This is a genomic window from Burkholderia sp. Bp9031 (genome assembly GCF_003857965.1).
Taxonomy (GTDB): Bacteria; Pseudomonadota; Gammaproteobacteria; order Burkholderiales; family Burkholderiaceae; genus Burkholderia; species Burkholderia ambifaria_A.
Window position 1 is genome coordinate 1 of sequence record NZ_QTPW01000050.1, and the last position, 12,631, is coordinate 12,631.

Annotated in this window: 13 protein-coding genes; 2 read left to right on the forward strand and 11 right to left on the reverse strand. The window is 62.4% G+C overall.

The features are described 5' to 3' along the window. The 4 genes from DIE15_RS34645 to DIE15_RS34660 all read right to left on the reverse strand — a co-directional run. Nucleotides 1-854: aldehyde dehydrogenase family protein (locus tag DIE15_RS34645; protein ID WP_124835669.1), on the reverse strand; the 854-nt coding region annotated here is incomplete at its 3' end. A 136-nt stretch (nt 855-990) separates the two neighbouring features. Continuing rightward, the gene (locus tag DIE15_RS34650; RefSeq protein WP_242431810.1) at nt 991-1,920 is read right to left on the reverse strand and encodes a glycine betaine ABC transporter substrate-binding protein; all 930 of its coding nucleotides are present in this window, start codon (nt 1,918-1,920) and stop codon (nt 991-993) included. Between the two features lie 14 nt (nt 1,921-1,934). Further along, complete coding sequence (locus DIE15_RS34655) at nt 1,935-3,077, reverse strand: porin (protein ID WP_057926412.1); 1,143 nt, start codon at nt 3,075-3,077, stop codon at nt 1,935-1,937. Between the two features lie 83 nt (nt 3,078-3,160). Further along, the gene (locus DIE15_RS34660) at nt 3,161-4,417 is read right to left on the reverse strand and encodes a Xaa-Pro peptidase family protein (RefSeq protein WP_124835670.1); all 1,257 of its coding nucleotides are present in this window, start codon (nt 4,415-4,417) and stop codon (nt 3,161-3,163) included. 156 nt (nt 4,418-4,573) lie between these two features. Here DIE15_RS34660 and DIE15_RS34665 point away from each other — a divergent pair, with 156 nt between their 5' ends. Then, nucleotides 4,574-5,533, forward strand: a complete 960-nt coding sequence (locus DIE15_RS34665; RefSeq protein WP_124835671.1) for a LysR family transcriptional regulator — start codon at nt 4,574-4,576, stop codon at nt 5,531-5,533. A gap of 413 nt (nt 5,534-5,946) precedes the next feature. Here the strand turns inward: DIE15_RS34665 and DIE15_RS34675 are convergent, their stop codons facing one another. Continuing rightward, nucleotides 5,947-6,759: a hypothetical protein gene (locus DIE15_RS34675; protein ID WP_057926460.1), complete on the reverse strand. Its 813-nt coding sequence runs from the start codon at nt 6,757-6,759 to the stop codon at nt 5,947-5,949. Between the two features lie 253 nt (nt 6,760-7,012). Next, nucleotides 7,013-7,828, reverse strand: coding sequence for a helix-turn-helix domain-containing protein (locus tag DIE15_RS34680; RefSeq protein WP_124835672.1), 816 nt, complete (start codon nt 7,826-7,828; stop codon nt 7,013-7,015). A gap of 120 nt (nt 7,829-7,948) precedes the next feature. Between DIE15_RS34680 and DIE15_RS34685 the strand changes: the two genes are divergently transcribed. Further along, nucleotides 7,949-8,608 carry a glutathione S-transferase family protein gene (locus tag DIE15_RS34685; RefSeq protein ID WP_057926408.1) on the forward strand — a complete coding sequence of 220 codons (660 nt, stop codon included), beginning with the start codon at nt 7,949-7,951 and terminating at the stop codon, nt 8,606-8,608. 67 nt (nt 8,609-8,675) lie between these two features. Here DIE15_RS34685 and DIE15_RS34690 read toward each other — a convergent pair whose 3' ends face one another. The 5 genes from DIE15_RS34690 to DIE15_RS34710 all read right to left on the reverse strand — a co-directional run bounded on the left by DIE15_RS34690 (nt 8,676) and on the right by DIE15_RS34710 (nt 12,630). After that, nucleotides 8,676-9,764, reverse strand: a complete 1,089-nt coding sequence (locus tag DIE15_RS34690) for a porin (protein WP_124835673.1) — start codon at nt 9,762-9,764, stop codon at nt 8,676-8,678. Between the two features lie 241 nt (nt 9,765-10,005). After that, nucleotides 10,006-10,341 (reverse strand): Rieske 2Fe-2S domain-containing protein, encoded by a 336-nt coding sequence (locus DIE15_RS34695; RefSeq protein WP_124835674.1) that lies wholly within the window; start codon nt 10,339-10,341, stop codon nt 10,006-10,008. A 3-nt stretch (nt 10,342-10,344) separates the two neighbouring features. Beyond that, on the reverse strand, nt 10,345-10,656 hold the full coding sequence (locus DIE15_RS34700) for a YciI family protein (RefSeq protein WP_057926405.1): 312 nt from the start codon (nt 10,654-10,656) through the stop codon (nt 10,345-10,347). 5 nt (nt 10,657-10,661) lie between these two features. Further along, nucleotides 10,662-11,534, reverse strand: a complete 873-nt coding sequence (locus DIE15_RS34705; protein WP_124835675.1) for an intradiol ring-cleavage dioxygenase — start codon at nt 11,532-11,534, stop codon at nt 10,662-10,664. A 28-nt stretch (nt 11,535-11,562) separates the two neighbouring features. Next, a complete protein-coding gene (locus DIE15_RS34710; RefSeq protein ID WP_057926404.1) occupies nt 11,563-12,630 on the reverse strand; it encodes a maleylacetate reductase in 1,068 nt (355 codons plus the stop codon). Between the last annotated feature and the right edge of the window lies 1 nt (nt 12,631).

Sequence of the window (12,631 nt, forward strand, 5' to 3'; positions counted from 1 at the left end):
AGGAACGCGTCGTCCTGGTCGAGCACGTCCGCGAAGAAGATGTTCGGGCTCTTGCCGCCCAGTTCGACCGTCGACGGAATCAGGTTGTCGGCAGCAGCATGCAGAATGCGTTTCCCGACCGGCGTGGAACCGGTGAACGCGATCTTCGCGATCCGCTTGCTGGTCGCGAGCCATTCGCCCGCTTCCTTGCCGAAGCCGTTCACGATGTTGATCGTGCCGGCCGGGAACAGGTCGCCGATCAGCTCCATCAGCACCAGCACCGATGCAGGCGTCTGCTCGGCAGGCTTCATCACGACGCAGCAGCCGGCCGCGAGCGCCGGCGCGAGCTTCCACGCCGCCATCAGCAGCGGGAAGTTCCACGGGATGATCTGGCCGACGACGCCGAGCGGCTCGTGGAAGTGATACGCGACGGTGTTGCCGTCGATCTCGGAAATGCCGCCTTCCTGCGCGCGGATGCAGCCCGCGAAATAGCGGAAGTGGTCGATCGCGAGCGGCAGGTCGGCCGCCATCGTCTCGCGCAGCGGCTTGCCGTTGTCGATCGTCTCGGCCACCGCGAGCAGCTTCAGGTTCTTTTCCATCCGGTCGGCGGCGGCGAGCAGCAGGTTCGCGCGCTCGGTGACCGACGTCTTCGCCCATTTGCGGCGCGCCTCGTGTGCGGCGTCAATCGCGAATTCCACATCCGCGCCGCTGGAACGCGGTACGCGACAAAATGCGTTGCCGTTGATCGGCGATACGTTGTCGAAATACTCGCCATTTATCGGTGGCACCCATCGCCCTCCGATGTAATTCTCGTACTGCTCGTGATACGGATATTCGACGTCGAGGCCCAGTTGCTTCAGATCGAAAGGATGCATCTCCTGTCTCCAATGTCTTGTCATGTCTTGCAGGTCGCTTCGACCCGACGAACCCAATTGCGAAGTTCGACCGGGTCGACACGTTCCTGAATGCGATGGCTGCTCCAGCGGCTACCGCGTTGCCATCCTCGCGATATCAGTGCATCCACTGCTGTACGAGCTGACGATTGGCGTCGATCCAGACTTTCGCTCCCTTCTCGGGCGTCGAGGCGCCCTCCTTGATGATTTCGGACATCAGGCTGCCGAGCGAGTTGTCGTCCATCTTCCATTGCTGCAGCCATTTCTCGACATCGGGGTGCTGCTTGGCGAATACCTGCGTCTCGATGCCGTAGATGGAATCGCTTGCGCCGAAAGTACCTTTCGGGTCCTTCAGGTACTTGAGTTTGTACTTCGACCAGATCCAGTGCGGTTTCCACAACGTCACGACGATCGGTTCCTTGCGCTGAATCGCACGCTCGAGCGAGAGGACCATCGCGGACTCGGACGAGGATTGAATACCGAAGTCGAGCCCATAGGTCGTCTTTGCTTTCTCGGTCAACTGCATGAGACTGCTGCCCGAGTCGATCCCGACGATCTTCGGTCCACCTCCCGTCGCGAAGAGGTTCTTGTTCTGGTTCAGTTGATCGATGCGATCGACCGGAACGTAGTCCGGCACGACGAGGCCCAGATTGGCTTCCTTGAACCACGGGCCGATCTTCACCACGTGGTCTTTGACCCTGTCGAATGCGGGTTTGTCTCCCGCAGGGAGCCAGACCTCAAACGTCAGGTCGATTTTCCCTTGCGCGACACTGTTGTACAAAAGTGCCTTGTCGGCGTTCTGCAATCGAACCTGATACCCCTTCTCCGCAAGGAGCAGCTTCCACATGTTGGCGACAGCGATGTTTTCCGCCCAGTTGTTCACGCCGATGGTGATCGACTTGTCATCCGCACGGGCCGACGCGCCCGCGATCAGCAGGACCATGGGCACGAGAAACTTGAGAAATCGAAGAATCCTGGTCATTTTCTGCAGTTCCATTTCAGGGTTGAGACGACGGCCGCATCGAACACGTCGATGCAGGCCGGTCATGCAAGGTCGCCGCATCAGAACCTATGTCGGATGGCAGCCCGCACGACGAGTTGATTGCCGTTCGATGACACATTGCTCGCGCCCGGCACATACGCGACATCGAGCACGGATCCGGTCGCGTCGCCGCCGGCATGTTGATAGGCACCTTGCAGATAAAAGTCGGTGCGTTTCGACAGGCTGTAGTCGGCCATGAGCCCGACCGACTGGTAGTTCGGGTGACGCTTGCCGGTCGCCTGACTCAGCGTGGCGCGCGTGTAGGTGTACATCGCACCGGCATACAAGGCCGGCGTGAACTGGTACTTTGCGTTCACCTCGAAGTTTTGAAAACGAAGATTCGAGGCAGAGGCGCCAGCCGGCGTAATCGCTCCCACGTACACCGAACTGACCGGATTCGCTACGTCGCTGTTGGTATAGGCAAAGCCAACGGTCGCGGCAGAGAACGTGTAGTTCACACCGGCGCCGAAAACTCTCACGCGCGAACCGATGAAGTTCTGGTCGCCTGTGCTGATAGCCCCGCCGGCATTCGCCGATGGGTTGTTGGCCTGCAAGTACGCTGCGGCGACAAGCAGTCCGCCGTTCGCATATTGCGCGCCCACGCTGTACTGCCGGTTATTCGCAAAGCTCGTGTTGTTCGAAAAGCTGTAGGTGCCGCCAAACTGAAAACCGCCGAACGCAGGACTGGTGTACTTGACTGTGTTGTTGACGCGAAACGAATTGTCGGTGTTGTCGTTGTCGTACGGATGCGAGAAGAGATAACCCGCCCAGTTACCGTTGGCTGTCGTCTGTGCAAGAAAGTCGACGAGCGCGTCATATTGCCGGCCTAACGTGACGGCACCATACGTCGGACTCGACAGTCCAACATAGGCTTGCCGACCGAACATGAGACCGCCCTGGCCCAGCCGACCATTGTTCACATCGAACCCGTTCTCGAGCGTAAACACGGCCTTGAGTCCGCCGCCGAGATCCTCCGATCCCTTCAATCCCCACCGGCTGCCTTGCGCATAACCGCTCTGCAACTCGTACGACTTGCTTCCTGCGACATTCGTCGTGTAGTTGAAACCTTCATCGACGATGCCGTAAAGCGTCACGGTCGACTGGGCGTAGACCGCCGATCCAATCGGTGCACATATCGCCAGCACCAACAGCTTCTTTTTCATTGACGTTTTCTCCTCACAAGTCATCGAAATTCACTTCTTGTAGTTCACGGCATCCCGTGTCGAAGCGGCGCAGTGCGACACGACTACTTCAGCAGCGCGTCCTCGAACGGGAACAGGGAAAGCAGTTGCGTGCCCGTCTCCGTGACGAGAAGCTGCTGCTCCAGCTTCACGCCTTCCTGCCCCCCTTCTTCGCCGATGTAGCTTTCGACACACAACGTCATCCCCGGCTGAATTTCACCGTCGTAGCCCGAAGCACCGAAGTCGGCATGGTGGTAGAGATACGGGTATTCGCCGGTCATGCCGCAGCCATGCGCCGACAGGTAATAGCGGTTCGCGTGATACCGGGCGGGAATGTTCCAGGCCTTGTCGCTGTACTCCTTGAGCGTCATGCCCGGCCGAATGACCTCGATGTTGTGGTGCACCTGCTCGTGAGCCAGCTTGTAAAGCGTGCGTTGGTTCTCGGTCGGTGCGTCCGGTCCGGCATGGAAGGTGCGCGAGAAGTCGGAGTAGTAGCCGTGACACCCGACGACATCGGTGTCCAATGCGATCAGCTGGTTCGCGCCAATGATGTGACTCGACGTTTCCTGGAACCACGGGTTCGTGCGACGGCCTGCGCTCAGAAGGCGCGTTTCCACGTAGTCGCCGTCCTGCGCGATCACCGACTGATGCAGAACCGACCACAATTCGTTTTCCGTCATGCCCGGCCGGATTGCATCGCGCAACTTGCCGACGGCCGTCTCGGTCGCGCGCAGCGACGCCACCACGCATTTGAGCTCTTCGGTCGACTTGATCGCGCGCGCCATCTCGATCGGTTCCTGCGCATCGACCAGACGCATGCCGCGGGCGGCGAGCTCGATAGCCGTCCCGGCGTTCATGCGCTCGATGCCGATGGTGGGATTGGGCCCGACCAGTTCGATCAGCGTTGCGGCCATCTCGGCTGCCCATGCGTGTTCGCGCTGCGCGATCGCGGGGCCGGCCGCGACGAAGCTCGCCGTCAACGACGGCCGCACTTCATCGATGGTTTCCAGTCCGGCGGCCAGGTGCTCGCAACCCGTGAATTCAAACAGAATCGTTCGGCACTCCGTCACGACGAGATACCGCGACGGCGTATTGCGTGCGCAGAAGATCTGCATATTGCGAGCGCCAGTCGCGTACCGGATGTTGACCGGATCGCTGACGATCAACGCGGCAATGTCGCGCTTTCGCATCTCGGCCCGCACGCGTCCGAGGCGGTACGCGCGCACTGCCCGGAGGTCGATGTCGACGCCCGTCGACGATTGATCAAGCGCGTGGACATCCGAGAGGTCCGTGCGTTCGCGATGCCAGTCCAGCGTTGTCATGGAGGCTTTCCTCTGAGGAACAGATCACTGTGGGTTATGGAAATACATTCGCGCCGGCAGGCATTTTTTGTTGCCATGTCAGTTGTGAAGGACTTTACGAGTCGAAAATTTCGCTGTACATAGATGAAATCTCATCCACGTTGATAACCCATAGTTATGAAGAGTCTGCGTCATCGCCTTCCACCGCTGAGCAGCCTGATGTTTTTCGAGGCCGCGGCACGAACGCTGAACTTCACACGCGCCGCAGAGGAACTGCACGTCTCGCAGGCGGCGGTCAGCAAGCAGATCCGGCAGTTGGAAGAGGGATTGGGGGTTTCGCTTTTCGAGCGGGTGGGGCGCCGGGTTTACCTGTCTCCTCGCGGAGCGCAGCTTCACGACAAGGTCAGCGCGGCCTTCAATTACCTCGCTGATGCGGTGGACGAGTTGAGTGACAAGCGAATCGGCTCAGTCGTGACGCTGGCCAGCAACACGGCGATTTCGCACTTCTGGCTGAGCGAGGTCATGAAAGATTTCCGGGATTGCAACCCGACCTTCGCGGCAAGCATCCGGACGATTACGTCGGATCACACCGCCGATCTCTTTCACGACAGCGTTGACCTCGCCGTCGTGTATGACGCTGGCCATCGAATCGACTGGACGGGGCAAATGCTGTTCGAAGAGGAAATATTTCCCGTGGCGAGCCCCGCTTACGTCGATCGTCATCCACTGAGCGGTGACGGGCCCGAGGCACTGCTATCCCAGGTTCTTCTCGAATACGAACGACTCGAACCGAACTGGATCAACTGGTCTGCATGGTTTGCTTCGCTCGGGGTCGAGCCCAAGCGCGTAAAGGCAACCGAGTACGGGAACAATTACATCGTTCTAGTGGATGCCGCCATTCGCGGGCGCGGCGTTACGCTTGGCACGCGATACCTGCTCGACAGCGAGATTCGCAGCGGAAGGCTGGCGCCTCTGTCTACGCTCAGCGTGCGCCCAGGCCGCGGGTATTTTCTTATGCGAAATAGTCTGCGTCCGATCCGACCGGAAGTCGAACAGTTGTATAACTGGATCGCAAGTTATCAGTTACGTGAAGAGCGGGCGACTCACGAAGGACGCACCGAAACGCGGGGAACATGATGTATGCGTTCACAACTACAGCCGACCCATGTTCAAGCTGACATCTCCCTGTTCCCGCATGAACACAATCCGGCCTGACGCCGCAGTGCCACCCTGTGCCGCGACGTCACCCGTGACCATCCTGCCGCCGATACCCCACAGGCGCCTTCCTCGGCCAGCTTGCAGTTATCGCGCGTGAGATGCACCGGATCGCAATACCCGAGCGCATGAGCCAGTTCCGCGAGATCGACCGGCTCGCCGCCGGCGCGCTTATCGGGGGTCTCATGCAGGCTATGTCGACAGATCAACCCTTCGGCGTCACGCCCACATAGCTGGAAAAGGGTTGCTGCAGCATGCGCTCCCTCAACCCCGCACGCTCGACATGTTCGCTTGCGGAGCCTCTTGACCGGCCAAAGCCCCGCCCAAGCAGCCCCCTACTTCGAAAAACTCAGCTTCTTCAACAGCACCGCACCACTCGCCGGACTCACGAGCGAAATGGATTCGACATCCAGGTACAACCTCGAAGTCCTCGTCGTGATGTCGGTCGGCTCGTCGTTGCTCGGTTCGGCGTGCTCGATGTGTTCGGTCAGGTATGGCCGCACCAGACGCCCGGAAAGCGCGAACGCGAACTCGCCATGCGTTTGCGCGTACGCAGCGGGTGACAGCCTCACGCGGCCGCGCACGGTGGACTTCCTGCCTTTTCCGGGATCGAGTTCGATGATGTCGATCTGCTGGATATAGCCTTTTGCCTTCGCCTCGGCTGCGATCACGAGCCCTCGCCCTCGCGGCCCGGTGATGACCTTTCTGAGCAGGATGCCTGTCCGGCCTTCGCCGTCGGCGTCGACCAGGTCGACGTTCACCTTCAACAGATGCTTCTGCGACTGATATCGCAGCCCGTACGACAGCGGCACCAGGAAAGTGACCTCACGATCCAGGTTGACCGCGGCCAGGTCGGCGTTCTGGCCATGCTTGTCGGCCACGCCGGGGATCAGGCGGCGGACGCGATCGCTCAGGGACGGGGACGCGCTTTTGACGTGCAGCTTCTCCAGTGCTTCCCGAATCGCAACCGGATCGTCGCCGACAATCGGCCGCGTGAGCGACCTGTTGGCCGAAACGGCAGGCGCGACGCTCGCCGTTTCGTTGACTTTGTCGGCCGCTGCGCGCGTCGCGACTGGGGCCAGCATGATCGCCACGGCGACGACGCACGCGACATTCAAACGGCCCAACATGGATTTCCGGTGAAACACGGCAAACTCCTGATTTTCTGGCGGATCGGTCGGCCATGAGATCGGCAGGATCCAATGATCGGCAACGTGCCAACCGTTCGAGTTCACCGATCGCTTGCGCGACACATCATAGGTTCATTGTCAGCTCGGCGGCAGGCCGGCGCGCCACACTATCGTATTGCCCAGACTACAACAATCCACGACAAGCGAGCAGCGGCGCGACGGGCGGGGGCAATGACATTCCGTTGCCCGTCGCGAAACCGCAACCGCAACCTCATTCCTGCCGATCCTCCCGCCTGTATTCCGCCGGCGCCTTCCCCACCAGCGTGCGGAAATCGCGCGTGAAATGCGCCTGATCGAAATACCCGAGCGCATGAGCCAGCTCCGCGAGATCGACCGGCTCGCCGCCGGCGAGCTTGTCGGCGGCCTCATGCAATCGGTATCGACAGATCACCCACTTCGGCGTCACACCCACATGGCTGGAGAAGAGCTGCTGAAGCGTGCGCTCGCTCAACCCCGCACGCTCGGCCAGATCCCGCACCTGCGTGAGCGCGAGGTCCTGCTGCAGCATCTGCAAAATGGCGTGAATGCGCTCGACTTGCGGATCGGGCGGCGGCAGCACGCGCAACAGCAGCGCCTCGGCGGCCGCCACCATCCCGGCATCATCCTCGGCGCCGAGCACGGCATTTTCGGCTTCCGCGTCGCCACAGTCGAGCAGCGTGGACACCGGCAGCACCTTGTCGGTCAGCAAATGCACGGGCTTGCCGAAGAACGCGCGAAACGCCCCCGGCCGAAAGCGCAAACCGATCACCCTCCCCGCTCCGGCCAGCGTCGTCTCGAACGCCCCCGACACCACACCGAAGATCCCCGTCTGCCGCCGATCGAACACCAGATTCACGCACGGATACGGCAGTGTGCGCTGCACGTACGGCGGCTGGTCGCGCAGATCCCATTCGACGATCCAGTGGTGATCCAGCACCCCGGCCAGTTCGGCACGCGGGTAGTAGCGATTCAGGCGGAAGCGCTGGTTGAATGCTTTCGGGCCGACGACACCCTTGGGCGTGTCGGTCACGTTACGCAAGTCGGCCATGGTGACGAACCGTTCGGGGGATTGCGTGATGATGCACTGCCGCAGCGGATTTTTCCAAGACGGCGGCACGCAACCGACCTACATTGGAATCCTTGTCCCGAACCCACACCGGAGCCCGCGATGCCGCAAGACCGTCACCTGACCCTGTTCCACTCCCCGCGCAGCCGCTCGGCCGGCGCCCGCATGCTGCTCGAGGAACTGGGCGCCGACTATGAACTGCATGCGTTCGATCTCTCCACCGGCAAACACCACGACCCCGATTACCTGGCCATCAATCCGATGGGCAAGGTTCCCGCACTGCGCCACGACGATGCGATCGTCACCGAGCAGGCTGCCGTCTACCTGTACGCGGCCGAACTGTATCCGGAAGCCGGCCTGTCGCCGGCGCCGGGTGATTCGCTGCGCGGACCGTATCTGCGCTGGATGGCGTTCTACGGTTCGTGCTTCGAGCCTGCCATCGTCGACCGGTCGATGAATCGCCCGCCCGCGGCCTACTCGACGTCGCCCTACGGCGACTTCGATACCGTCATCAACGCGATCGAAGCGCAACTGGCCAAGGGCCCGTACCTGCTGGGCGAGCGCTTTACGGCGGTCGATGTGCTGTGGGGCTCGGCGCTGAACTGGACCACGATGTTCAAGCTGGTGCCCGAGACGCCGCGCATTCGCGCCTACATCGATCGCATCCTCGCCCGACCGGCCATCCAGCGCGCACAGGCCGCAGATGCGGCGCTGGCGGCGGAACAGGACAAAGCCAAGGAGGCAGCCGCAGCGGCGAGATAGTCCGGTGCCGGGCGGACCTTGATGCACGTTCCGCCCGGACGCCGGCAAACCCGCCAGCCGTCCGCCTTCAAAACATCGTATGCAACCCGATCCGCGCGATCGCCTGGCTCGCTGAACTCGACGCCCCGTTCGGGTCGAGCACACCGTTGATCTGCGCGTTCGCGCCGCTGTTCGCGCGTTGATAATCCGCGGACACATAAACCATCGTCCGCTTCGTCAACAGGTATTGAAGTGCGACGCTGACCTGATGCGCATGGTTGTCGTTCACGGCTTCGTTGCCCTTCATGTACATGTACTTCGCGCCGAGAAAGACGTCCGGCCTGATGCGCCACACGCCGCCGGCTTCGGCCATCCACACGCTGGCGTCGTTGAACGAATTGCGCACGGTGGTCAGCAACGCCTTTGCCGTCACCGCACCGAAGTCATAGTGCATCCCGACGCCCCAGTTGCGCACACTGGTCGACGGTGTACCGGGCGCCGGGCCATACTTCTCGTTCGTATAGGCCGCGCCGATACCGAACGCCCCGGCGTCGTAGTTCAATCCGGCGCTCACGGTATTGTCCGCGCCGACCGAACCGGCCACGCCGCCGAACGCATACATCACGCCCCCGGAGAAGCCCGCAATCGTCGGCGAAGTGTATTTGACCGAATTCGCCACGGGCTTGCTGCCCGCCGTTCGATCCCAGTCGAATGCGCCGGTCGGATTATTCGGCAGCGCAAGACGCTGGAACGGGCCGTTCCTGAACCCGTACAGCCCGGTAATATCCATCGAAATCGCATTCCCCTTCGCAAACAGGGAATCGACCATGAAGTCGTACTGGTTCCCGAGCGTGATGTTGCCGAAGCGGTCGCTCTCGATACCCACGTATGCATTGCGGCCGAAAATCCCGGTGCCGACGATGCTGCCGTTCGCCATCGAGAACTGGTTCACGAGCGCGAACGTCGCGCGATATCCGCCGCCGAGATCCTCCGTGCCGCGCAAACCGAACAGGTTCGGCGTGAAGATGCCGTCGTCGAACTTGACGTTCTTTCCTCCGCCTTCGTTGCTGACATACGAGATGCCGCTGTCGATCAGACCGAACAGGGTCACGCTGCTCTGCGCGTATGCGCCCTGTGCGATGGCAAGCATCGCGATTGCTCCAAACCTCAGTTTCATTGTGTCTCCGTCTTTTTTCTGTCAATGCGAACCGGCCGCCCACTGTCTCGCGGGTACTCGACCGCTGCTTTGTGAAACAACGACTTCCCCAGCCCGGCTTCGCCTTCATCCGGGTCGGAAAAATTTCATTTAGCGTTACTGATTGAATGGAATGGATGAAATCCAGAATATTCCCGATTTCGTCCAACCCGAAGCGATTGCCCGATTACTCGAATGCCTTTGGGCAATCCCGCTTTCCGGCTCACGCGCCCCGACAGATCACCCACGCCGCCGAATCGACCTCGACGGCCACGGCTTCCAGTCCGGCGCCCGAACACGGACCGTCGATACACACGCCATCGTCGAACCGGAACAGCGCGCTGTGATGCGCACACATCAGCACCTGAGACCGATAGCAGGAAACGTTGCCCGGCACGAAATCGAGCGGAACCGAGAAATGCGGGCACCGGTTCACGTACGCCCACACCTGCTCCCCGCGTCGAACGACGACGACGGGACGCCCGATACACGCTTCATCGACGACCCGTGCCCCGCCGTCGGGCACATCGGAGAGGCGACAGAGTTGCGCGGCCCCCATGACTCACACTCTCCGCTCGGGGTTTCCAAGGCTCCAGTCCCACGGACGAACCTCGACCCGCGAGAACAGCCCTTCCTTCACATACGGATCGTTGCCGACGAACTGCATCACCGCATCGATGTCGTCCGCCTCGACGACGAGCAGCGTGCCGTTCATCGCATCGCCCTGCGGATCGAGCGTCGGCCCGCCGAGCCGCACATACACGCCGTGCTGCGCGGCGGAACGCAGGTAGGTCCGATGCGTGGATCGCATGCGGTCGCGCACCTCGCGCATCCCGGGCTGGTCCGTCGCAAACACCGCAAAGAATCGCGCCATGTCGATCAGCTCCGGTCGAGCACGAAGTCATACGTCGCTTCGCGGTACCCGCCGCTCAAGCCGAACCGGCGCGCAAGTTCATCATCGGCCGCACGCGGCTGATACGCGACCATCAACGACGGCTTCACGCCGAAGACGGCATCCGACTTCAGGTACCCGTCCTCCTCGTCGAACAGATGCGTGACGAGCTTGCGGTAGCCCGGCGCGTCGATCATGAAGTGCAGGTGCGCGGGCCGCCACGGATGGCGTCCGGTGGCATCGAGCATCTTCCCGACCGGGCCGTCGGTCGGAATCGGATAGCTGACCGGCAGAATCGTCGTGATCGCATACCGGCCTTCGGCATCGGTCCGGTAGCGGCCGCGCAGATTGCCGTGCGGCTGTTCCTTGTCCTGACCGGAATACATGCCGTTGTCCGCGGTCTGCCACACGTCGAGCACGGCGCCCCGCACCGGCGTGTCGTCGGTGGCGAGCACGCGGCCATGCACGACGACCGGCGTGCCGGGCGTGAACGCCATGTTCTCGCCATACGCGCGGTCGGGCATGCCCTCGATGTAGAACGGCCCGAACACGGTCGTTTCCGTCGCGCCTGTGGCGAAGCGATGGTTGATCGCATCGACCAGCATCGACACGCCCAGCGTGTCCGACAACAGGATGAACTCCTGGCGCACGACGTCGTCGCACATCTGCCCGGTTTCGGTCAGGAAGCGGATCGCGGCCATCCACTCGGCCTCGGTCAACTCCGTTTCGCGGACAAACGCATGCAGATGCCGCACGAGGCTCTGCATCAGCACGCGCAAGCGCGGATTCGGCGTACCGTCGAAGCTGGCGACGACCTGCTCGGTCAGCCGGGTGTCGCCGTCATGATGATCATTCGTCACGTTCGTCTCCTTGGATGCGGCCGGCCGCTCACTGCGGCTCGTGCCCTTCCCACGCATGCTGAAGCAATTCGCGAATCGGTGCGCGTTCGATCGGCCGCGGATTCGCGTAGGGATTGCGGCATGCGAGGTCGGCGGCTTCGTCGAGGCCCGCTTCCGGCATCCCGATGTCGGCAAGCGCCGCCGACAGGCCGAGCCGCCGATTCAATTCGAACAACAACGGGCCGGCGTCGGCTGCGTCGGTGCCGCCCAGCGCCCGCGCGACACGGCGCAGCGCGTCGGGGGCCGCGGCGTGGTTGTAGTGCGCGGTATGCGGCAACATCGCGGCGTGCGTCTGCGCGTGCGGCAGGTTGAACGTGCCGCCGAGCGTATGACAGAGCTTGTGGTGCAACGCCATGCCGACCGCGCCGAGACACGTGCCGGCAAGCCATGCGCCGTACAACGCGCGGCTGCGCATCTCGCGGTCGTCCGGCGCGCGCACGATCGCGGGCAGCGCCTCGCCGAGCGCACGGATCGACTCCTCCGCCATCAAGCTGATCACCGGGTTCGCATCTTCCGCATAGAGCGCTTCGACCGCATGCGCCATCGCATTGACACCGGAAGCCGCGGAAATCCCCGGCGGCAGCGACAACGTCAGCGACGGGTCGTAGAGCACCGTCCGCGGCAGCACGCGCATATCGCGCCCGGTACGCTTCAGCCGGCCTTCCGTGAGCCCGAAGATCGGCGTCATCTCCGAGCCCGCGTAGGTCGTCGGCACGGCGAGGATCGGCAGCGACGATTCGAGCGCGATCGCCTTGCCGAGCCCGATCGTCGAGCCGCCGCCGATCGCGATGCAGCAGTCCGCACCCAGCTCGGCCGCCATCTCGCGCGCGGCGCGCGCAACTTCGACCGGCACGTGCATCACGGCCTGCGCGCATACGCCGGCCGCACGCTCGCCGAGCACGTCCCTGACCCGTTCGGCGAGCGGCTGCTGCTCGGGCGTCGACAGAATCAGCGCCCGCTGCGCACCGAGCACGGACAGCTCGTTCGGCAGCCGCTCGAGCGCGCCCCATTCGAACACGACGCGCGACGGCGTTCCCTGATAGACGAAGCGCTCCATC